This is a genomic window from Flagellimonas iocasae (genome assembly GCF_042682725.1).
Taxonomy (GTDB): Bacteria; Bacteroidota; Bacteroidia; order Flavobacteriales; family Flavobacteriaceae; genus Flagellimonas; species Flagellimonas iocasae.
The window spans coordinates 824,980-848,892 of the sequence record NZ_JBHUHU010000003.1 but is presented as its reverse complement, the minus strand read 5'-3'; the positions used below and the strand labels follow the sequence as shown (position 1 = coordinate 848,892).

Here is a 23,913-nt window from a genome sequence, read left to right as displayed (position 1 = left end):
ATGATCAAAAACGATTTGTTCCTAAGAGCGTTGAAAGGTGAAACTGTGGACCGTCCTCCAGTTTGGATGATGCGTCAAGCGGGACGATATCTACCCGAGTTTATGGAACTACGTAAAAAATACGATTTCTTCACCCGTTGTCAAACTCCAGAACTTGCTTCGGAAATTACGGTGCAGCCCATCAGAAGATATGGTATGGATGCAGCCATCCTTTTTTCTGATATTTTGGTGATTCCCCAGGCAATGGATATTGAAGTGGAGATGAAACCTAATTTTGGACCTTATTTACCCAACCCAATCCGTTCAAAAGAAGATTTGGAGAACATAATTGTTCCCAATATTGGAGATACCCTAGGTTATGTGATGGACGCCATCAAAATGACCAAGGAAAAGCTGAACGATGAGATCCCGTTGATTGGATTTGCCGGTTCACCTTGGACCATCCTATGCTATTGTGTTGAGGGACAAGGAAGCAAAAGCTTTGACAAAGCTCGCGGATTCTGCTTTACCCAGCCCGAAGCTGCCCATGCGCTGCTTCAAAAAATTACGGATACCACCATTGCCTATCTAAAGGCCAAGGTGAAGGCCGGTGTAAACGCTGTTCAGATTTTTGATTCTTGGGGAGGAATGCTTTCGCCAAAAGATTATCAAGAATTTTCTTGGCCCTATATCCAACAGATTGTAGATGCCCTAAAAGAATTGGCGCCTGTGATTGTTTTTGGAAAGGGATGTTGGTTCGCATTAGGTGAAATGGCAGAATCTGGAGCCTCGGCTGTGGGCGTGGATTGGACCTGCTCTGCTCAGAATGCCCGCTATTTGACCAAGGGCAAAGTTACTCTTCAGGGTAATTTCGACCCAGCTCGATTGCTTTCACCTCCTGAGACCATAAAGAAAATGGTCACTCAAATGATTCGTGAATTTGGCAAGGACAAATATGTGGTGAACTTGGGTCATGGCATATTGCCAAACATTCCTGTGGAGAACGCAAAAGCCTTTATAGATGCGGTAAAAGAATATTCGGAGTGAACCCAATATCGGTACTAAAACGGGTAAGCTTTAAAAATATACTGAAAGTTATATTTATTGTCCTTCGTTATCCCCATTTTGCTGTACCAACCCTCAAGGCCACTAGGGAATGTATGAAGGTTTCAACCGAACTCTATGGCCGGTTGCATTATAAAAATGGACCTGCCAATGCTTTCAGGCATGCGTTTTGGAACTATTTGATTGCGAAAAAATGCTACAAATGGCAAGAGAATATCCAGGCGATATTGAATTGGACCGAAAAGATTACGGATTGGCATGAAAGCGCTTTTCCAAATACGCCTTTGGCGCGAAAAATGGATTTACACAACAATGCCGTCGGACGGTTTGTATTTCAAAATAATTTTGAACAGACCGAAACTGAAGTAATAGGGATTCTAAAACAAATGGCACAGGATTCCAAACTAATTGATACATCTTCAAATTTGGCGGAGCTTGAAAATCAACTAGTACACATAACAGCAGTATGATGAAGGATAAATTTTACGCATACATTGAGCAACTTCAAGATACCATCACTTCAAAGTTGGAAACGGTGGATGGAACCGCCAAATTCCAGCAAGACTTCTGGGAACGCCCTGAAGGCGGCGGCGGCAGAACCCGGGTCATTGAAAATGGTGCTGTTTTTGAAAAAGGAGGGGTCAATATCTCGAAAGTATTTGGGGAACTTCCACAAAGTATGCAGAATTACTTCGGGGTAAAAGATGCCGATTTCTTTGCTTGTGGCCTTAGTCTCGTCCTTCATCCCAAAAATCCCATGGTGCCTACTGTGCATGCCAATTGGCGTTATTTTGAGATGTACAACAAAGATGGGGAAATTGTGGACCAATGGTTTGGCGGCGGTCAGGACCTCACCCCCTATTATTTATTTGAAGAAGATGCAATCCATTTTCATAAGATCTGTAAGAAGGCTTGTGATGCCCATAACCACGATTTTTACCCTAACTACAAGGAAAAATGCGATAACTACTTTTGGAACGCCCATCGCAATGAAGCCAGAGGTGTTGGCGGACTTTTCTTTGACTATTGCAAAGCCAACGAAAACATGCAAATGCAGGATTGGTACAATTTTGTGACTGAAGTGGGCGATAGTTTTTTGGAAGCCTATGTGCCCATCGTTGAAAAAAGAAAGGGACTTTCTTATACCAACGAGCAACGGGATTGGCAGGAAATACGTCGTGGTCGCTATGTAGAATTTAATCTGGTTCATGACAAAGGCACCTTATTTGGCCTACGAACCAATGGTAGGATTGAAAGTATTTTGATGAGTCTACCACCCCATGTGCAATGGCGATATGACCATCATCCTGAAAAAGGAAGTGAAGAAGAAAAACTCATTGAAGTATTGCAGAAGCCCAAAAATTGGGTTTAATCCTTAGTTTTGTTATCACAGCAAACCGATGAAACAGAAAATCTATCAAATCGATGCCTTTACGGACCGTTTGTTCGGAGGAAATCCCGCTGCAGTATGCATTATGGATTCATGGTTGGACCGCGGATTGATGCAAAAAATTGCGGAAGAAAACAATCTGGCAGAAACTGCTTTTGCGGTTAAAAAAGGTGATACATACGAACTTCGCTGGTTTACTCCAGAAACGGAGGTTGACCTCTGTGGTCATGCCACTTTAGCAACAGCCTTTGTCCTCTTCAATTATTATGGAATAACAGAAAATACCATTCAGTTTTATTCGCCACGAAGCGGTGAGCTCAATGTTAAAAAAGGAGCCAACGGATGGATGACCTTAGATTTTCCAACCGACCCCATAGTGGCTATCCGAAATATTGCAGAATTGGACAATGCCATTGGCCTCACTCCAATAAAAACATTGAAGGGAAAAACAGATTATGTTATGGTCTACAACTCGCAACAAGAGATTGAAGCCATACAGCCCAACTTCCACTTATTAAATCAGTTGGATTGCAGAGGAGTAATCATAACCGCACCTGGGGACGATGTAGATTTTGTCTCCCGTTTTTTTGCTCCAAAATGCGGCATCCCTGAGGACCCGGTTACCGGTTCGGCCCATACTTCTTTGACCCCATATTGGTCCGAAGTTCTCGGAAAGACCAAATTGACCGCCAAACAGTTGTCAAAACGACAAGGAAATTTGGTTTGTGAATATTTGGGCAATCGCGTTAAAATATCCGGAAAGGCAGTCCCCTATCTATTTGGTGAAATTGATATTTGAATTTAGCTTAAGGCATTAAGTGAAAAGCTCTAAGTCTATGGTAAACTACAAAAATTATAAGGTTTGGGAAAAATCACATCATTTAGTTCTTAAGATTTATGATGTAACCAGCAGTTTTCCAAAATCAGAAATGTACAACCTTACATCTCAAATGAATAGAGCTTCTGTATCCATTCCTACTAATATTGCCGAAGGCTGTGGAAGAGAAACAGAAAAAGAACTGGTTCGATTTCTTTATATTGCTTCTGGTTCTGCCCACGAACTCGATTATCTTTTATTGGTTGCAAAAGAATTAGGATTTATGAAACCTCACATATCTGATAGTATCATTTCAGAAATTGATGAGATCAAAAGGATGCTTTTTTCCCTAATAAAAACTATTAAATCATCACTTAACGCTTAATGCTTAATGCTTTAAACTTAAAGGTCAAATTATGTATCCACTTATACGAAATCGCAGACTCCGTGCATCCGAATCCATCCGCAGATTGGTTCGCGAAACCTTAGTTACACCAGATGACTTTCTTGTGCCACTTTTTGTGGTGGAAGGAAAGGGAATCAAAGAAGAGATTGCTTCCATGCCCAATTATTTTCGATTGAGCCTGGACAATTTGGAAAAAGAAGTCAAGGAACTTTGGAAGATGGGTCTCTGTTCTGTACTGCTTTTTGTTAAGGTCGATGACAAGCTCAAAGACAATAAAGGAACAGAGGCCATCAACCCCAATGGTTTGATGCAGCGCGCCATTAAAACCGTTAAAAACGCTTGCCCACAAATGTTGGTCATGACCGATGTAGCCCTTGACCCTTTTTCATCTTATGGACACGACGGTATTGTGGCCGAAGGTCAAATCCTCAATGATGAAACTGCCGAGGTTTTGGCCGAAATGAGTGTATCACATGCCCAAGCAGGTGCCGATTTTGTTGCACCCAGCGATATGATGGACGGTCGTATTCTTACCATTCGCGAAGCATTGGAAGATGAAGGGTTCATCAACACTGGAATTATGGCCTACTCCGCGAAATATGCCAGTGCTTTTTATGGTCCGTTCCGGGATGCGTTGGATTCCGCCCCAGTGGATATCGCCAATGTGCCCAAAGACAAAAAGACCTATCAAATGGATTATGCCAATCGGTATGAAGCTATCAAGGAAACCCAAATGGACATTGATGAAGGAGCCGATATTGTAATGGTAAAGCCCGGTTTATGCTATTTGGACATTGTTCGGGAAATCAAAAACGAGGTCGAGGTACCCGTTGCAGTCTACCAAGTTTCAGGTGAGTATGCCATGGTAAAAGCAGCCTCTGAAAAAGGTTGGCTGGACCATGATGCTGTGATGTTGGAACAATTGACCGCCATTAAACGAGCAGGTGCAGATATCATTGCCAGTTATTTTGCTAAGGATGCCGTGAAGTTGCTCTAAGACTTTTAGCTATTCCAGGTTAAGCACAGGATTACAATTGTTTGGTTTTATGTTTGATAAAATCAAGTCACTCATAACTTGGTTTGTTTTTCAATAATTTTTGAAGGAAAAACCCTTAAAACTGAATTTTCACCGCTTCATCGATATTATTCCCTTTTCTTTGAGGGTTGGCTATCTTTACCTGGAGTTTGAGTTATTTTAGACCCCATTGAACAACCAAACATGCTAAAAAAATACGTTGGCCTTCTTATATGCCTAGTTGGTTTTGTTGCACAAGCACAGTCCGAATTTATCACTACCTGGAAAACGGACAATTCCGGAACATCAAATGACAATCAAATTACAATTCCCACTTTTCCGGGCGAGACATACGATTATACGGTGGATTGGGGCGATGGCACATCAGACAGCAATGTAATAGGCGATATTACCCACACCTACCCCTCATCTGGAACTTACCAAATTTCCATCACCGGAACTTTCCCAAGAATATTTTTCAATGAAAGCGGAGATAAGGATAAACTCTTGAATATCAAACAATGGGGCAACATTCAATGGACCTCCATGGAATCGGCATTTGCAGGGTGTTTCAATTTAGCTGTTGCGGCGACCGACACTCCCAATCTGTCCAATGTCACTAGTCTTAGAAGAATGTTTTTCTACTGTTATTACTCTTTTGATGCTACCTTCAGTAGAGAGTTTGCAAATTTCAATGGTATTGAAAATTTCAATTCCTGGGATGTAAGCACTATTACCGATATGTCGGCAATGTTTGATAAATCCTCTTTTAACCAAGATATTTCATCCTGGGATGTGAGCTTAGTGGAGGATATGTCTTATATGTTTTACAGCAGCACTTTTAATAGTGACATTAGCACTTGGAATGTTGGTAATGTTACAAATATGTCTGGCCTTTTTGGAAGTAGTTCGTTCAATCAAGATATTTCTGGTTGGGATGTTGGTAATGTGCAGTTCTTTGATTTGATATTCAACAGCACTTATTTTAATCACGATATTACAAATTGGAATGTTGAAAACGCCATTAGTATGCGACATGCGTTCAGTCAAGGAGATTTTGATCAAGACCTCAGCTCTTGGAACATTTCAAATGTTACTGATTTATCAAATGCTTTCGATGAATCTGACCTTTCCAAAGAGAACTATGATGCTATTTTAACTGCTTGGGCGCAACTTCCTAACTTGCAATTTGGTGTTGTATTGGGTGCAAATGATGCTGTTTACTGTTTAGCAGAGGCAGAGAGAAATTCTTTGATGACCAATTTTGGTTGGACAATCAACGATTATGGAAGCAATTGTGAAGACGAACGTGCATTCATTACCACTTGGAAGACGGACAACCCCGGCCCATCCAATGACAATCAGATTACTATACCTACAAATCCATTGGATATTTATAATTATCGTGTGGACTGGGGTGATGGTACATTTGACGAAGGAGTGACAGGCGACATTACACACACTTATGCTACTCCTGGTGAATATGTGGTATCAATAACCGGGAAGTTTCCTAGGATTTATTTTAATGGTTCCGAATTGTCTCACGAGTTTCCTTCCAAAAATCCCGATGATTTAAAAATAATTTCCGTAAATCAGTGGGGTACCAATCGATGGAAATCCATGTCTTATGCATTTTCAGGATGTGAAAACTTAGATGTGAAAGCAACGGACATTCCTGATTTCTCAAGAGGAGTCTTCTTAGACGCAATGTTTTTAGGTTGTTCCTCACTAGTGGGAAACGAGTCCATTTCAGATTGGGTATTTGAAGATGGTTATTCCACAATAAATATGTTTAGAGATGCCACTAATTTTAATATTCCGATTGACGATTGGGATGTATCCAGTATTAGGTATATGCGTAACATGTTTGAAAACGCTTCCTCTTTTAACCAAGATTTGAGCCAGTGGAATGTTGAAAATGTAGAAGCAATGAATAACCTGTTCATAGGTTCCGGGCTTTCAAACAAAAATTACAATAACATATTGATCGCATGGAGCCAATTACCTTCTTTACAGAATGGGGTCCGATTAGATGCTCCAAATAATTATTACTGCAGTGCCAAAGAAGAACGTCAATCTATCATTGACACCTATGGATGGACTATAAACGATGCCGGGGAAAACAATGAATGCCATTTTATCACCACTTGGAAAACAGACAATCCTGGAACATCGGGAGACAATCAAATTACAATTCCGACCTACTCGGTAGAGACCTACGATTATACGGTGGATTGGGGTGATGGCACATCGGATACGAATGTTACTGGAGATATTACCCATACGTATGCTGCAGCCGGCACCTACCAAGTGGCAATCTCCGGAGAATTTCCAGCAATTCTTTTCCAAGGAAATCAAGACTCCAATCTTAAAATTACACAGGTAAATCAATGGGGAGATATTAGATGGAGGAATTTTAGTTCTGCCTTCTCAGGTTGTCGGGAATTGGATGTTGTTGCAACTGACATACCAAATTTGGAAAATGTGAACAGTACGCAAGGGATGTTTCTTAACTGCTCAAGCTTGTTGGGAAATGAAAGTTTTGGACTGTGGGATGTCTCAACTATAATCGATGGATCGTCTATGTTTTTAGGTTGCTCTTTGTTCAATCAGAACATTGGTGGGTGGGATGTTTCTAACATGGTTTACATGGATTATTTTTTCTTTCAAGCAGAGTCATTTAACCAACCCATAGGTAATTGGGATATTAGTAATGCAGAGAGAATATTTTACATGTTTAGCTTTGCCAATTCCTTTAACCAAGACATTAGCGAATGGCGTTTTCCAAAAGTAACCAACCTTGCGGGAATGTTTCAATCTGCTACGTCTTTTAATCAGGATATTTCAAGTTGGGATGTCTCAACTATTGAAAATTTTGGGGCAATGTTCAATAATGCACCAAGTTTTGATCAACCCATTGGAATTTGGGATATGTCCAATGCCGTCGAATTAAGCCTGATGTTCGCAGCAGCAAATTCATTCACTTCTGACATTACCAATTGGGATGTAAGCAACGTAACTACTATGGAAGGGTTATTTAAGTACAACACTACCTTCAATCAAGATTTGAGCAGTTGGGATACCTCAAATGTAACTTCCATGGCGGGTATGTTTGAAGGAGCGGTGGCCTTTAACCAAGATTTAAGCCAATGGAATATCGGGAATGTGGGAGCAATGAATAACCTGTTCATAGGTTCCGGGTTTTCCAATAAAAATTACAATTCCATTTTGATAGGATGGAGCCAATTACCTTCTTTACAGAATGGGGTGCAACTAGATGCTCCCAATAATTATTACTGCAACGGCAAGGAAGAACGCCAATCTATCATTGACACGTATGGGTGGACCATAAATGATGCCGGTGAAAATAATGAATGTCAATTTATTACCACTTGGAAAACGGACAATCCTGGTAAATCGGGAGACAACCAAATTTCAATTCCTGTAGGCAGTGGCCCATTTACGGTTGATTGGGGAGATGGTTCAGTAGAAACAGACCAATATGGCGAGGTTACACATACGTATACCTCTCCAGGCTCATATGTTGTTTCTCTATCTGGCTCATTGAGCTCAATTTATTTTAATAGTTATGTGGGAAATGAATCGAACAGTGATGCCACTAAACTATTGGAAATTAATCAATGGGGAAGTACACAATGGTCATCCATGCGTCTCGCTTTCTCTGGGTGTAGTAATCTTGAAGTAGAGGCAACTGATATTCCGGATTTTTCGGCCTTGAATTCATTGGTCGGAATGTTCAGGTATTGCCAAAAGATGACTGGAAATTCTTCATTTAACAACTGGGATTTAAGTTCTGTTACCAATGTAGGTGCAATGTTCTTGGAAGCCACATCTTTTAACAGTTATATTGGCGATTGGAATACTTCAAATATCACTTCAATGAATACAGTATTCCAAGACGCCAGCTCTTTTAATCAAGACATAGGTGGTTGGGATACTTCTAAGGTTGAAACAATGAGGGCCATGTTCCATGGGGCAACATCATTTAACCAAGACATTGGTAATTGGAGTGTTGGTAATGTAACAGACATGACCCAAATGCTTTTTGAAACCTATAATTTCAACCAAGATATTAGTGGTTGGGATGTTTCAAAGGTTACCAAAATGGATGCAATGTTTGGTGGCAGTGGTTTCAATCAAGACATTGGTGATTGGGATGTAAGTCAGGTAACCAACATGAATGTTATGTTTTATGGCACATCATTTAACCAAGATATTGGCAATTGGAATGTGAGCAACGTAACTGATATGGGAGGAATGTTTGGTGAGAACACTGTATTTAATCAAGATATTGGTGATTGGGATGTCAGCAATGTTACCTTCATGGGCAGCATGTTCTCGGGTGCCATTGGCTTTGATCAAAACCTTGGAACTTGGGATGTCTCAAGCGTTACCAATATGCCCGGCATGTTTGATGAAACTTCTTTATCAACTGAGAATTATGACAAAACCTTACAAGGATGGGCTAGTCTTAATTTACAGAATGATGTTTATTTTGATGGTGGTTTAAATCTGTTTTGCGACGCATCAGATGCTCGACAGTTTATAATAGACACCTTTAATTGGACCATTGAAGACTTGGGGAAAATCCCCTATTGTAACGAAGATAACGATGAGGACGGTGTTCTTGATCATCTAGATGCCTGTCTTGATACCCAACCCGGGGCTGTGGTCAATGCCAACGGCTGCGAAGTGATTCCAAATACAGCCATTAAAGTGTATGCTTCAACGCCAAGTTGTATTGGCAATGAAGATGGCTCCATTGAAATAATTATGGAAACCGAAGGACATTTACTTGATATTGCCCTAGAGAGTGACAGTTATTCCAATCAATTTATGGATGTTCCCTCAGGAACCCCATTTAAGGTTGATGATTTGCCTGAGGGCTCCTATTCCGTTTCTGTTTCCATTCCAGAAATTGTATTCGAACAACGCTATGTGGCCACCATTAATTCACTGGAATCGCTTACTGGCAAAAGAGCTTTACTCGATTCCAAAGCAGCTATGGTTACCTATAGTGTATCAGGCAGCACTAATTACCAGGTTTTGGTCAATGATGAGAAGAAGAACTTTTCCTTTGCTGATTCAGGCCAACAAACAATTATGCTGGACCATATTCCGACCGGCCCGGTAACAATATCCATTTTTGGTGAGAGCGATTGCCAAGGCATGATTTCAGATAGTTTTTATTTCGGAGATTCCGTTGAGGTTTTCCCCACAATCACTTCTTCAACCATTAACATATTTTCAAACTCCACTACCTATAAAGCTCAAATTTTTGATTTTACTGGGCGATTGGTCAATGAAAAACAGTTAGATGGGCAAGAAAATACTGTAGATTTATCCACCATAAAATCCGGACCATATATTCTGAAACTTTATATGGAAAGAGAGCAGCGAACCCTAAAAATCATCAAAAAATGACAAGAGTAAAATTCGAAATAATCACTGCGGCCTGGATGGTCTTCTTGTTTCTCTCTTGCAGTTCGTCTGGTGATGAAACTCCACCTCCATCTCCTCCAGAAAATTTAACCCCTCCGGCAAAAACCATTGGGGTAGTTCCAGAAAATGGCGAGCCTTGTGCTGATTATACCGAGGTTGACAATGACGATTCCAAGGTCCTGATTTACTTTAAATGGAATGCAGCTCAAAATGCCGAAAATTACAATCTTGTCATTTTGGAAGGTTCAAACGAGGTGTTTTCAAGTACCTTAAATGTCCTTGAAACCGAAGTACAGCTGAATCGGGGAAAAACCTATTCTTGGTTTTTAAATTCCATAAATGAAGATGGCGAAACCAAAGGTGACACGTATTCTTTTACAAGTCCTGGAACTCCTGTTGGCAACTTTGCTCCCTATGCCGCTGAAATAACAGTCACATTCAATACCCAAATGTCAATTTCTTGGGTTGGCAGTGATGAAGATGGAGACGAGTTGACATATGATATTGTCGTAAAAAATGATGAATTGATTTTGACCCAAGAAACAGATTTTAGTGATACCTCCATAAACCCTTTAGACTTTGAACCCGGAGCTATCTACGATGTTGAAGTTATTTCCAAAGACCCACATGGAAGCGCTTCCATTTCAAAAACTACGGTTACAGCTCCGAACTAAATGTCCGAATCAAAATCACTAGAAGTTTTTTTACCAAGATTTTTGTTGGATCTTTGGACATAAGTCACTGGCAAATGTCTAGAATCATAATTTCATTGCTCTTTACCGCCTTTACCACGTTCTTTGGCGTTGCCCAAAACGAACTCATCCATGCCTACCCTTCTAAATTGGGCTTGGATAGCATTTTTATTTCTCAAAAAGTGGATTCCATCATGCAATTGGGTATTAAGGAACAAGCCTTTCCGGGAGCGCAGCTTTTGGTGGCGAAAAATGACACCGTCATCTTTCATGAAGCGTACGGTTTTCATACCTATGATAGCCTTCAACCCGTTGCATTGAATGACCTCTACGATTTGGCATCGGTCACCAAAGTCTTAGGACCTTTACCTGCTTTGATGAAATTGGTGGACGAGGATAAAATTAAGTTGGATGTTCCGTTCAGCACCTACTGGAAGCCCTGGAGAAACCGAAAAGATAAAAAGGACCTTACCCTACGTGAAATCTTGAGTCATCAGGCTGGATTGATTCCGTATATCGTTTTTTTGCAGAAAGTCATCAAGAATGGTGAACTTAAAAATCGCTTTGTTCGAAGTACCTTCAACAAACGGTTTGAAAAGCGGGTCAATGATCAGCTCTATATCAACCGTCGCTTTGAACGAAAAATGAATCGCATCATCAATCGCTCAAAAGTATCCGATGAAAAAAAATATGTCTATTCCGGTTTGTCTTTTCTAATTTTCCCTACCCTGATAGAACAACTTACGCAAACCGATTACCAAACCTATCTGCACGATACGTTTTACGAGCCTTTGGGATGTCATACGCTGGGATATCTACCAAGCCTAAAACATTGGGTAAATTCCATTGTTCCTACGGAAAACGATACGCTATTTAGAAAAACGGTGGTCAAAGGTTGGGTACATGATGAAAATGCCTCCTTAATGGGAGGAGTTTCCGGTAACGCAGGTTTGTTCGGAACCGCCGATGACCTCGCCAAGATGATGCTATTCTACGAAAACTATGGCGCCGCCAATGGCGAACAACTGATTTCAGAAGAAACGGTCAAAGAGTTTACAAAAGTTCAATATCCTGAAAATGAAAACCGTCGCGGTTTGGGTTTTGACAAGCCTTTGTTCAACAACGCAGAACTTCCATTGGAAGACGCCTACCCCTCCCCTTTGGCAAGTGAAGCAAGTTTTGGCCATTCCGGATTTACAGGAACCTTTGTTTGGGCGGACCCCGAAAAAAAACTCGTTTTTATCTTTCTTTCCAACAGAGTTTACCCCACAAGAGATCATCGTAATTTATATGATTTGAATATCAGAACAGCTCTGATGGATGTTTTTTACAAAGCGCAGGCAATCCCGCATCAAAATTGATTCCTATTCGTTATCTTGGTACTCAAGATATAGCCTATGGGACTCCTGATTTTTTACGCCCTTATTTCCATTTTCTTTTCTTTTTTGTGCTCCATTTTGGAAGCCGTATTGTTGAGTATTACCCCAACCTTTATCAATGTTAAAAAACAAGAGGGCAAAGACTACGGTGCCATTTTGGAATCCTTAAAAAAGGATGTGGATAAACCGTTGATCGCAATCCTTACCCTTAATACGGTGGCGCATACTGTAGGAGCCATTTTGGTAGGGGTGCAGGCCAAAGTGGCCTATGCTGAACTATATGGCACAACCGAGAGAACCATTTTGGGTTTTCAGTTGACAGAAGATCTAATGGTTGGTATTGTCTCCACTCTTATGACCATATTAATTTTGGTCGCTTCTGAGATTATCCCCAAGACCATCGGCGCCACCTATTGGAAACAATTGGCCAACTTCACCGCCAAAGCACTTACTGCAATGGTGTTCGTCTTAAAATGGACAGGGCTGTTATGGATGCTGCAGCTTTTCACCAAGTTGATTGGCAAAAAAGGCCATCATGGCAGTGTGCTGAGTCGAGAGGATTTTACAGCGATGACCGATATTGCCCATGAGGAAGGAGTTTTTCAAGAATCTGAGTCCAAAGTCATCAAAAACCTATTAAAATTTGATGAAATTTTGGCGAAGGATGTCATGACTCCCAGAACCGTCATGAAAATCGCCTCCGAAGACAAAACCATCCACGACTTCTTTACGGCTAATCAGCCTTTGCGTTTCTCGAGGATTCCATTATTCAAAGACCGAATGGATAACATCACCGGGTTCTTTTTAAAGGATGAACTTATGGAAGCCATCATCAACAAGCGAGGAGATGAAATGCTTTCCACTTTAAAAAGAGAAATCCTTGTTTCCAACCGAAGCATCCCCATTCCAGAACTTTTTGAAAAATTTGTGGAGAAAAGAGAGCAGGTTTCCTTGGTGGTTGATGAGTATGGTTCGGTAAGTGGCTTGGTAACCATGGAGGATGTTATTGAAACTTTGCTAGGCTTGGAGATAATGGACGAAAGTGACAACGTTGAAGACCTTCAAATGTTGGCCAGACAGAACTGGGAGACCCGTGCAAAGCGGTTGGGAATTATTGAAGGGAAGCGTAAACTAAAGTAGTGGAAATTGCTTATTTACAAACACCTATCGGTACAGCAGAGTTTCAAGGTGATGAAAATGGACTTGCCTCAGTGTCTGTTTTGGATGAAATAAAACCTATTGGTATAATTCCTGAGGTTTTGGAAGATGCCGTCTATCAATTTCGGGAATATTTTGAAGGTACCCGGCAGCAATTCGACCTTAAACTCAACCCCTCTGGAACTGATTTTCAACTTAGGGTATGGGATGCACTTCTAAAAATTCCTTTTGGAAAAACCATTTCTTATTTAGACCTTTCCAAACAACTGGGCGACGTAAAGGCCATACGTGCAGTAGCCTCGGCCAATGGTAAAAATCCGCTCTGGATTGTTGTTCCCTGCCATCGTGTTATTGGGAGCAACGGAGACCTCACTGGCTATGCAGGTGGACTGCATAGAAAAAAATGGTTGTTGGAACATGAGAGTCCTGCCAAGCAGACGACGCTCTTTTAATAGTTTACCATGCTTTACAAACTTAACCTAGAACATATCCTCTTTTTGGATATCGAAACCGTACCCCAAAAACCGAGTTTCACCGATTTGGATGAAGTTTCCCAATCGCTTTGGGAACAGAAATCACAGTATCAACGCAAGGAAGAATTCACCGCAGAGGAATTCTACGAAAGAGCTGGCATTTGGGCCGAATTCGGAAAAATCGTCTGTATTTCCGTGGGCTATTTTACCCATAAAGGGGATGTCCGAAGTTTTCGGGTCACTTCTTTCCATGGCGAAGAACCCAAAATTCTGAATCAATTCAAACAATTGCTGAAAGACCATTTTAGTCAGACCAAACATCTGCTCTGCGCGCATAACGGTAAGGAATTCGACTTTCCGTACATTGCCCGAAGGATGGTCATCAATGGCATCAACCTACCCTACAAATTGGACCTATTTGGCAAAAAACCATGGGAAGTGCCCCATCTGGACACTATGGAACTCTGGAAGTTCGGGGATTACAAACACTATACATCTTTAAAACTTCTAGCTCATGTGCTCGGAATCCCATCACCCAAGGAAGACATGGATGGTAGTATGGTCAAGGATGTGTTTTATCAGGAAAACGATGTAGACCGAATCATTTCGTATTGCGAATTGGATGTGGTGACCACGGCTCAAGTTTTTCTGCGTATGCGTAACGAAGAACTTCTATCGGAAGATGAAATAAAAAAGGTTTAAAAGCAATTGGTCTGACACAAATTTTACCAATTTTCTCGAATGCGATATTGTCATTTTGAGCGCAGTCGAGAAATCCTTTCCAAGCTCACATTAGGTATTTGCATCCAAAAAATCTGTTATTCAATATCAGCTTAAAGATTGACTTTTGAGCTTGAACTTGAAACTTGAACTTGCATCAGTTCTTATAAAACTTCGTGCTTCTGGCCCCGGCATGATCTTGTACCAATAACACATACAAGCCCGTTGCAAGAGAAGAAACATTGATGGCGTCCTCAACCTTGCCTTTTTTGATGATATTACCTGAAGTGGTAACAATCGAGTACTGCGCATCTGGGGATAATTGTGCCTGAATGGATAAATAGTTCACCGCAGGATTGGGATAAACGGTCACCTGAAACTCCTGTGCATATGTAAGAGGTTCGTATACCATAGCCTCAGTTTCCTCGCCATTGAATTCAAACTGAAATACATCCGAAAACTCAGATACCGCATTCTCGGTGCAGATGGAACGGACTTGGGCTTCATACACTTTTCCTACCTCCAAATTGGTAAGTTCAAAACTGTTTTCCCACACCATTTCACTGTTCCAGGCATCTGAATCTATGGCTTTGTATTGAATTTCAAAAAGAGTTTCTTCGGCTTCTGACCAGCTTAGGGTAGAACTTTCACTTGTAGAACCCAACAGTGTCAAATCTGAAGGGGTTTCAATGGAACATTGGGAAACCTGGGCTCCGGAAACAATCAAGGAAAAATCTTGAAAACCATTCGTTAAACTTCCTTTGTGCGAAATGGTAACCGTATACACCCCACTCGCATTTTCAATTTCCACTCGTTCATAAGGGTCAACAGCATTGTCTCCTCGAGTTGCGGCATCGTTTGCCCTCGCCGGATTTAATCTCCAAGGGTAATAGATACCACCAGCCTTGGTGATTCTAATATCCAAATCGTTCATCAAAGCAGGAGTTGTGCTGTTCATTTCTCCACTATTGATGTATGCCCCTTCGGGGTCTGTCCACGAAAGTGAAGCCACTAGCGATTCTGAACCATTGGCCACCACTGTAAATGAATAGGTGTCTCCTTGCAGTAGGGTTTCTTCATTAATGATAGTGGTGTATTCTTTATTCTGAAGCACTTCAGCAGCAGCTTTGGCATTCATAACCCCCCAACCCATTTTGTAATCGGGCCCTTGGGCATCCACATCATCCGCGGTATGCAGGGCAAGTCCCTTAAGCGTAGCCGCTTTCATATAAGAACCGAAAAGCTCTTCGTGATATTGCTGCAATAACAACAGTGAGCCCGTAACCCCTGGTGCCGCCATGGAAGTCCCTGATGAAATCTGATAACTGGTATTGGTTTCGGAACTCGTAGAAAGAATGTTGGAGCCATCCCCAGCCAAATCTGGCTTAATGCGCCCATCATCCATAGGTCCAAAACTGCTGTAACCGGCAACAGTGGCGGATTTTAACTCTCCTTTACTTCCAATTTCCGTATTGGCACCTGCTATGGTAAGTCCATTTTTCGTGGTAGTGAATCCCAATAGCAAATCAAAACCATCGGCAGTTTTGCCAAAATTAGGGGACGCGTTATCAAATGATTTCTGATTGTTCCCGGCAGCGGTCACCATCAAATAATAGGGTGCGTTGTACATGATTCGGTCCCAATCCTGGGCAACCTTAATGTAAGCTCCGAAATACCAATCTGGCACTCTATCCGACAATATTCCATAGGAATGATTGCTCAACAAAAGCCCATCGGCAGCAGCTTCGGCTACTTCAATTTTATCGCGGGTCCAGTCGTGGGTCAATGCCTGTGCACCATACGCCACACCTTTGGCACTGGCCTGAACTCCTGAAGATATCAAGTTACCCGTTACCAAAGTGGCATGCAGGCTAATTTCATCTGAGTTATCTGCATTTTTGGCGCGGGTATCAAATTCTTGATGAGAAGAGAGTGCTACACCGGCATCCCAAATACCAACTTCCATTCCAGCACCAGTTAAACCTAAATTCAAGAGTCCATCAGCATAAAGAGTATGCGCTCTGGCGGTTTGTGTGGAAGGATCATTGAGTGTCGTATAAAAAAGAGGGGTGCCATCGGTTCCGATATCTTTCAACGCAACTTGGGAACCATTCGTTGATTTTTCAGATCTATCCCAACCCTTGGCTTTGAGAAGTTGTTCTATTTTTTGATTTTTGGCCTGATATTCTTCCTCCATATTTGAAATAATGGAGGTCATTTTACCTTGATTGTAGGTGGCCTTAATGTGTTCCTTCGCATTTTTGGATTGACCAATCACTGAGCAAATACCAAAAACTGCCAAAAAAATGGAGAAGATTGTCGCCTTAGCCCCGAAAGGAAATCTGTAGTCCATAGTTAAGTTAAGGTAAGATTTGGACTACGAATATATTTCTGAACAAATAAATCATCGTTAAAAACCTAGGTTTTTTCGATGAACTGCACATTCTTTTTCCTAAACCTGTTGTGAAAATTAACTTTTCTGTTGTGTGCTATTTTTCTTTCATTTTTGTTTTAAATAATTCGATGACCCAACCGATAACAACTAAGGGCTTAATCCAAACCATAATTAGCATGAAATTGGTAATAATCCTGCTTTTCAGAATGAACAAGCCATAAAAACCTCTCATTAAAAATCAGCTTTCAAAACATTGCTTAGATTTGCACTTTATTTGATTGTATGCTAGAAAAGAAGGCGATAGAATATGAAAAGGCGGTGCTTGTGGGAGTTATCAACCAAAGCCAAGATGAGGCCAAAGTGACCGAGTATTTGGATGAACTGGAATTTTTGACCTATACCGCGGGTGGTGAGGTTGAAAAACGGTTTGTGCAACGCGTTGATGTGCCTAATCCAAAGACGTATATCGGTACTGGAAAAATGGAAGAGGTGGAACGCTATGTGAAAGAACATGAAATTGGTTCCGTAATTTTTGATGATGAGCTTACCCCTGCCCAACAAAACAACATCGAAAAAATACTTCGCTGTAAAATACTGGACCGAACTGGACTCATCCTCGATATTTTTGCGCAGCGTGCCCAAACCAGTTATGCCCGCACCCAAGTAGAATTGGCCCAATACGAATACCTGTTGCCTAGATTGACGGGACTTTGGACGCACTTGGAGCGGCAACGTGGAGGTATTGGTATGCGGGGTCCCGGTGAAACCGAAATTGAAACGGATAGGCGTATCGTTCGTGACCGAATTGCCTTGCTGAAGAAGAAATTGGTGAAAATTGACCGCCAAATGGAGACCCAACGAGGCAACCGCGGCGCATTGGTGCGGGTAGCCTTGATTGGCTATACCAACGTAGGAAAGTCCACCTTGATGAACGTGATCAGCAAGAGTGATGTGTTTGCCGAAAATAAACTCTTTGCCACTTTGGACACCACAGTACGAAAAGTGGTCATTGGCAACCTTCCTTTTTTATTAAGTGATACGGTGGGGTTCATCCGAAAACTGCCTACCCAACTGGTAGAAAGTTTTAAAAGCACCTTGGATGAGGTTCGGGAAGCCGATTTGCTGTTGCACGTGGTAGACATATCACACCCCAACTTTGAAGAACACATTGCCTCTGTGAATCAAATTCTGGACGAAATCAAAAGTTCGGACAAACAGACCATCATGGTGTTCAATAAGATTGACAAATACCAGCCCGAAACTATTGACGAGGACGACTTGGTCACTGAACGAACCTCTGCCCATTTTACCATTGACGAATGGAAAAACACGTGGTTCAATAAAATTGGGGATCGAGCTATTTTTATCTCAGCATTGAACAAGGAAAACTTGGATGAATTTAGAAAGCGAGTCTATGACGAAGTACGAGATATTCATGTTACACGCTTCCCTTATAATAACTTTTTGTACCCAGAGCATTTAGATCAGTATTAAAAGTTAGGTGGGCAAAATGCGTACTTCTTCGATAAACCGCTTTTAAAGGCTCCGATACCACAACTTTTAATGGGTTCACAACAAAAATTTAAAGGGTAACCACATAAAAACTACTTTCAACTTGTTTTTAAGCCTTTAGTGTCCAACTCTGATCTTTGTGATCTTAACCTACTTTGGCCATGGTCTTAAAAACATTGAAAAATCTTTTAAACCCCACAAAAAAGCCCTCCTAGTTGAGGGCTTTTTTTGTAGTTGGTCACTCCATTAAAACTTATAGCTCAATCCTAAAGTCCAATACGTTTGCAATTCGTTGTCAATGGTGTCAAATGTAGCGGTTGGATCCGGTGTGGGCGCATTGTTTACGATATAGTTCAAAGTTTCCTGCTTGTTGTTTCGTAAACCAAAGTCAAATCCCACCCCAATCATTTTCCAGAGGGTGTAAGAGAATGAGTTGGTCCAAGTCCAGTTGCTCAAATTGCTGCTCTTATAACTTTGAAATAGGGAAAGGTTGGTCTTAAAGTTTACGGCCCCTAGTTTCTTGGTATAATCGGCCACAATCTTGGCCCCCATGGAAGACTCAAAAATGGTATCCTCACTACTGAACACAAAGTTGTAGTTTAAGGGGTGTATCACAACAATCAAATCAGTGATCGGTGTCCAGGTTGCCCCGATACCCAAATCCAGATATCCAGGATCGTTGAAGTTGCTCAAAATTGTGGTTCTATACTCCGCCAAGGCAGAAATAGCAAACTTTTCACTCAGCTTTCTACCATACAAAGATGAAATATTGAACACATCCGTCGCCTGTCTAAAGCTATCATCATCTGTGGGGTCATCTTTGTCATCCAACTTTACCCAAGCAAGATTAAGATTGCCCGCATTTCGCCAAAAGAATTTTTCTTCCTGCAAATTGGCATAGGCATTTACGGTAAAGCCAATGTTTCCTGAGGAGTTATTGGGAATTCCTTGAGCAAACCAGTTGTTGAATTGCGATAGGCTTCCACCAATGGTACCAAAGGCCCCGATTTTCCAACCCGGAAGGGCATCCAATTGGGCTTGTAAGGCATTGACCCGACCTTGAATGGCTGCGATGGAATCCTTTTTTGGCGCCATCTCCGCTTTAATTTCCTCAGCGGTCTGTGCTTGTAGTGAAACAAGGGAAAAAAATACCCCTGCGATAAAAAGTAGCTTTTTCATAGTATGAGGTTTAGTGTTTAGACCCCAAAAGTAAGAAATGTCACCATTTTATAGCTCCAAAAAGTTCGCTCCCAAGAAAACATTACCGTGATTATCCCTTTGTTGGTTTGAGAGAATTCCTTCTTTATTTGATTTAAACCCTTAATCCATAAACTCATAACTAGCATTGGTAAGATCGTACCCCCTATTCTCCAAATTATGAATCATCTTGGCATTCTAATCCAAAAAAAAATGAAATGAAAACTAGAAATATTGTATTTGGTGTACTAGGGGCTGCACTACTTTTTTGGTCCTGCGAACCCAATGAGCCAGATTCCACTTACGTAAATACCGCTCCCGTCATCAAAAATCAAAGTTTTAATGTCAAGGAAGATATAGACAACACTTATATCATTGGTCAGGTGACCGCCACAGATGAAGTTGATAATGATAAAATCACCTTTAGCATTACTTCCGATGACAGTGGTCTTTTCGAAATTTCACCTTCAGGCAATCTAAGTTTGATCCAAAGCAATAGCCTTAATTTTGATATAGCAGATAAACACACCTTTACAGTCAGGGCTTATGATGGCATCGTAGGACGTTCCGCAGAAATTACGGTCAATGTGGAAAAACCAGACCCTACTATTGTGTTGGATTTTGACTCATTGGAACTTTATACAGGTGAAATGGCTACCCTTACTGCAACCACAACCAACGCAGATGAGCTTACCATTGAATGGACCTCAAATAACGAGGCGATTGCCAAAGTTGATGAGAATGGTAACGTAAACACATTGAATGCAGGCATCGTAGAAATTACCGCAACGGTTGGAAATGCCTCTGCTTCAAGTACAATCACTGTCAATCCCAATGTTTACATAGCTGGTTTTGAAACTATAGGAAACATCAGCAATGCCGTTTTATGGAAAAACGGAAATCTTGCCACTTTGGCTTCCGGAAATTCAAAAGCAAATTCTGTATTCGTGGACAAGGACAACAACGTCTATGTGGCCGGATATGAGTTTATAAATGGTGTAAAAACGGCCTTGTTGTGGAAAAATGACGAAGACCCCATTGTGCTTTCCAATGGAAATGGTGGTGGTGCCGAGGCCAATGCCATATTCGTTGATGATACTGGAACAACCTTTGTTGCGGGAAACGAAGCGAACAATGGCGTATTTAATGCTATGTTATGGCGTAACCAAGTGGGCAATACCATATCAGACGGACTCACTTCTGCAAATGCCTTTGATGTATTTTTAGACGGAAATGATGTCTATCTTGTAGGTAGACAACGGGTTGAGAACGAAAATTTTTCCAAAGCAAAGCTTTGGGTAAATGATAATGTGGATGTAGACCTTACCGATGGCTCCTCGCAAGCTGAGGCCTTTTCCATCTACGTAGATAATGGCAGTTACTATATTTCAGGTTATCAATACATTGGAGGCTCCAAGGCCATGCTTTGGCAAAACAATAACCAATCTACTGCCCTTACCAATATTAACTTGGGTGCGGCAAATTCCGTGGTTGTAAATGGAAGTGATATTTATGTAGGAGGTACGCAAACGGTTTCACAATCTTTAGATTATCTGCCCACAGTATGGATCAATGGTTCGCCTTCCCCTGTGGCTGATTCTGGATCGGTGCGTTCTGTTTTTATCTATGGTACCGACATTTATTTAGCAGGGTATGAGGCCCCAAATTTCAACACTGGTATCGCCAGATTATGGGTCAATGGCGAATCCACCGACCTTGGATTTGAAGGTCAGGGCGAATCCGTCTTTGTGAAATAGGGAAATTTCTAAATCTTAAATGAAGCCCGGCCAAATTGGTCGGGTTTTTTCTATTATTCCCGCATGGTTACTTAGCGAATAAATCCTCTTTTACCATTACCCTTCACCCAAGACCCTTCACCCATTTTTCGTTATTGGTTTTCGGTTGCTTGTTGTTCGTGTTCACTCAATTCTGATTTCTGATGTCTGACTTCTGAAATCTGACCTCTGAAACCTGACTACTGAACCCTTATCCATCAACCCAAACAGGGCATCCATAAATTGTACCCCTTCCGTTTCCGTTTATTCCCTTTCCTTGGGAGCCTTTAACCTATTAAAATCATTATTATGAAAAAAATTGCCTTTCTCACATCGCTTTTGGCCGCCTTGGTCATAGGTGTCATCTCCTGTTCCAAGGACGACGGCCCAAATGACCCTACGCCAAAAGAAGGGGATCCCAAAATCACAAGCTTTAGCCCCACCAGTGGGCCCGTGGGCACCAATGTCTTTATCACAGGCCAGAACTTTGGCGCCAAAGCAGCCGACAATACCGTAAAAATTGGAAATACCACCGCAACGGTCACCAGTGCATCGGCCACTGAAATCTTTATCACAGTTCCCGAAGGGGCAACCACCGGTAAGATAAGTGTGACTGTGGGCGGAAAGACCAATACAACAAGCGGTTCTTTTACCGTGACCACCGGAAGTGCCGTGGAAGTGGTGCTCAACAACAGTGCGCTTACCCTTTACCCCTTTGCACATTATGCGGAATCCCTTAGTGTGACCTCAAATATTGGCACCAACACCATTGCCTGGACCAGTAGCGATACCAGTGTGGCCACCGTGGACCAGAACGGACTGGTGACCCCCTTGGCCGTGGGCTCCACAACTATTACTGCAACCGTGGCGGGTATCTCGGCCAGTGCCACCGTAACCGTAGCCGATGGCCCCGTGACCTCCCTGATCTTGGACAATGATGCGCTGGAACTCTCCTCAGGAGGGTCTGCCCAAGTGGCCATTGCCACCTTGGAAGCGGACGTGGAACAAACGGGCGACCCGGTATGGAGCTCCAGCGATGAGACCGTGGCCACCGTGGACCAAGACGGAAACGTTACCGCCGTAGGCACCGGAACCGCCACCATTACCGCTACCGTGGACAATGCTTCTGCCTCAGTGACCGTGACCGTAACTGAAGCCCCTGATGTTTATGTGGCTGGTACTACAATTGTTAATGGATTTTATGTTGCTGCTTTATGGGTAAATGGAGAAGAGACTATCCTCCCAACCCAAGGACAAGAATCCTTTGCTAAGGACGTATTTGTAACAGACAATGGCGAGGTTTATGTAGTAGGATACGAAGATGGCTCTGCAGTACTATGGGAAAATGAAGTAAAACAAGTATTGTCTGAAAATAGTAGTAGAGCTCTATCTGTATTCGTGGATGGCACCAATGTTTATGTGGCCGGTTATGAACGTATCAACAATATAAATGTGGCCACCCTTTGGGTAAACGGTGTAGCACAGCCTCTTGCCGATGGGGCAGATACCTCTAATGCTTATTCTGTTACAGCTTTTGATGGCAATTTCTATGTGGCCGGTTATGAACGAATCAACAATATAAATGTGGCCACCCTTTGGGTAAACGGTGTAGCAGAACGCCTTACTGATGGCGCAAACCATGCGCAAGCAAATTCTGTTTTTGTGGACGGCAATGGAGAAATATACGTTGCCGGTCAAGAAAATGATATTCCTACCCTTTGGGTAAATGGTGTAGCACAGGACCTCCCTTCTGATGGCGGTTTTGTTGATATAAAGTCTGTTGTTGTGAATAGTGATGGCATTGCCTATGTGCTCGGCGAGTTGAATTTTGTCCCTACCCTTTGGGTAAACAATGTGGCACAGGACTTTTCCAATGACGAATTTGATCCAGGTGCTTTTATTAATGTAGATGAAAATGGCAATGTATATATAGCCGGTTCGTTAATTGTGCAAGATAGCGAAGATAAAGCTGTCCTTTGGGTAAATGGTGAGATTACTGTTCTTTCTGAGACTGGAAATGCCAGTTCCGTATTTGTAAAATAAGTAACCCAAAAAATTTAGTTGTGGATATGAGCCCGGCCATCTTGGTCGGGTTTTTTTATTCCCGCATGGGTGCTGAGCGGAGTCGAAGCACCATGGTACGGGCAAATAGGAATCTATCGTCTAAAAAACAGATTTCTCAATCGCTGCGCTCATTTCAAAATGACAATTGGCCTGTTTCCAGTTGCGTTCTAGTTGTCATTCTGAGCGGTTACCATAGGCAAAAGCGAAGAATCCATATCGCTTTAACGAGCCGAGACCCCATTACCCTTCACCAATTTTCATTGATCGTTGTTGACCCTATTCCTATTTCTGAAATCTGACCCCTGATAACTGACTACTGAACCCTTATCCATCAACCCAAAAAGGGCATACGTGAATTGTCTAAATGTAGCGCTGACATTTTATGCTTCCTTAGTAGACTTTAACCGTTGAAT

At 41.9% G+C, this 23,913-nt stretch carries 18 protein-coding genes; 16 read left to right on the top strand and 2 right to left on the bottom strand.

The window, feature by feature from the left end; all coding sequences use genetic code 11:
- The 12 genes from hemE (at position 1) to ACFSJE_RS11015 (ending at position 14,539) form a co-directional block, all read left to right on the top strand.
- A complete protein-coding gene (hemE, locus tag ACFSJE_RS11070; RefSeq protein ID WP_379831038.1) occupies positions 1-1,026 on the top strand; it encodes a uroporphyrinogen decarboxylase in 1,026 nt (341 codons plus the stop codon).
- The gene (locus ACFSJE_RS11065; protein ID WP_379831037.1) at positions 1,023-1,514 is read left to right on the top strand and encodes a DUF6973 domain-containing protein; all 492 of its coding nucleotides are present in this window, start codon (positions 1,023-1,025) and stop codon (positions 1,512-1,514) included. The genes hemE and ACFSJE_RS11065 overlap by 4 nt, the downstream gene beginning before the upstream one ends.
- Positions 1,514-2,416, top strand: a complete 903-nt coding sequence (gene hemF, locus ACFSJE_RS11060) for an oxygen-dependent coproporphyrinogen oxidase (protein ID WP_379831036.1) — start codon at positions 1,514-1,516, stop codon at positions 2,414-2,416. The genes ACFSJE_RS11065 and hemF overlap by 1 nt, the downstream gene beginning before the upstream one ends.
- Before the next feature lie 28 nt (positions 2,417-2,444).
- Positions 2,445-3,233: a PhzF family phenazine biosynthesis protein gene (locus ACFSJE_RS11055; RefSeq protein WP_379831035.1), complete on the top strand. Its 789-nt coding sequence runs from the start codon at positions 2,445-2,447 to the stop codon at positions 3,231-3,233.
- A 37-nt stretch (positions 3,234-3,270) separates the two neighbouring features.
- Positions 3,271-3,636 carry a four helix bundle protein gene (locus ACFSJE_RS11050; protein ID WP_379831034.1) on the top strand — a complete coding sequence of 122 codons (366 nt, stop codon included), beginning with the start codon at positions 3,271-3,273 and terminating at the stop codon, positions 3,634-3,636.
- A 31-nt stretch (positions 3,637-3,667) separates the two neighbouring features.
- Positions 3,668-4,654, top strand: a complete 987-nt coding sequence (gene hemB / locus ACFSJE_RS11045; RefSeq protein WP_379831033.1) for a porphobilinogen synthase — start codon at positions 3,668-3,670, stop codon at positions 4,652-4,654.
- Between the two features lie 222 nt (positions 4,655-4,876).
- Positions 4,877-10,117 (top strand): BspA family leucine-rich repeat surface protein, encoded by a 5,241-nt coding sequence (locus ACFSJE_RS11040; protein WP_379831032.1) that lies wholly within the window; start codon positions 4,877-4,879, stop codon positions 10,115-10,117.
- A complete protein-coding gene (locus ACFSJE_RS11035; RefSeq protein WP_379831031.1) occupies positions 10,114-10,809 on the top strand; it encodes a hypothetical protein in 696 nt (231 codons plus the stop codon). The genes ACFSJE_RS11040 and ACFSJE_RS11035 overlap by 4 nt, the downstream gene beginning before the upstream one ends.
- A gap of 74 nt (positions 10,810-10,883) precedes the next feature.
- Positions 10,884-12,188, top strand: coding sequence for a serine hydrolase domain-containing protein (locus ACFSJE_RS11030; RefSeq protein WP_379831030.1), 1,305 nt, complete (start codon positions 10,884-10,886; stop codon positions 12,186-12,188).
- A gap of 36 nt (positions 12,189-12,224) precedes the next feature.
- Positions 12,225-13,346, top strand: coding sequence for a CNNM domain-containing protein (locus ACFSJE_RS11025; protein ID WP_379831029.1), 1,122 nt, complete (start codon positions 12,225-12,227; stop codon positions 13,344-13,346).
- On the top strand, positions 13,346-13,816 hold the full coding sequence (locus ACFSJE_RS11020; protein WP_379831028.1) for a methylated-DNA--[protein]-cysteine S-methyltransferase: 471 nt from the start codon (positions 13,346-13,348) through the stop codon (positions 13,814-13,816). Before ACFSJE_RS11025 ends, ACFSJE_RS11020 begins: the two co-directional genes overlap by 1 nt.
- A gap of 9 nt (positions 13,817-13,825) precedes the next feature.
- Positions 13,826-14,539 carry a 3'-5' exonuclease gene (locus ACFSJE_RS11015; protein WP_379831027.1) on the top strand — a complete coding sequence of 238 codons (714 nt, stop codon included), beginning with the start codon at positions 13,826-13,828 and terminating at the stop codon, positions 14,537-14,539.
- 175 nt (positions 14,540-14,714) lie between these two features.
- Here ACFSJE_RS11015 and ACFSJE_RS11010 read toward each other — a convergent pair whose 3' ends face one another.
- A complete protein-coding gene (locus tag ACFSJE_RS11010; RefSeq protein WP_379831026.1) occupies positions 14,715-16,910 on the bottom strand; it encodes a S8 family serine peptidase in 2,196 nt (731 codons plus the stop codon).
- Between the two features lie 324 nt (positions 16,911-17,234).
- On the opposite strand from ACFSJE_RS11010, the gene hflX reads away from it, so the two are divergent.
- A complete protein-coding gene (gene hflX, locus ACFSJE_RS11005; protein WP_379831025.1) occupies positions 17,235-18,446 on the top strand; it encodes a GTPase HflX in 1,212 nt (403 codons plus the stop codon).
- Positions 18,447-18,710: 264 nt separating this feature from the next.
- Here hflX and ACFSJE_RS11000 read toward each other — a convergent pair whose 3' ends face one another.
- Positions 18,711-19,643: a DUF3078 domain-containing protein gene (locus ACFSJE_RS11000; protein ID WP_379831024.1), complete on the bottom strand. Its 933-nt coding sequence runs from the start codon at positions 19,641-19,643 to the stop codon at positions 18,711-18,713.
- 236 nt (positions 19,644-19,879) lie between these two features.
- On the opposite strand from ACFSJE_RS11000, the gene ACFSJE_RS10995 reads away from it, so the two are divergent.
- From ACFSJE_RS10995 to ACFSJE_RS10985, 3 genes are all read left to right on the top strand, one after another.
- Positions 19,880-21,418: an Ig-like domain-containing protein gene (locus tag ACFSJE_RS10995; RefSeq protein ID WP_379831023.1), complete on the top strand. Its 1,539-nt coding sequence runs from the start codon at positions 19,880-19,882 to the stop codon at positions 21,416-21,418.
- A 327-nt stretch (positions 21,419-21,745) separates the two neighbouring features.
- Entirely contained in the window at positions 21,746-23,479 is a 1,734-nt protein-coding gene (locus tag ACFSJE_RS10990) for an Ig-like domain-containing protein (protein ID WP_379831022.1), read from the top strand.
- A gap of 26 nt (positions 23,480-23,505) precedes the next feature.
- Positions 23,506-23,799 (top strand): hypothetical protein, encoded by a 294-nt coding sequence (locus ACFSJE_RS10985; protein WP_379831021.1) that lies wholly within the window; start codon positions 23,506-23,508, stop codon positions 23,797-23,799.
- Positions 23,800-23,913: the final 114 nt, after the last annotated feature.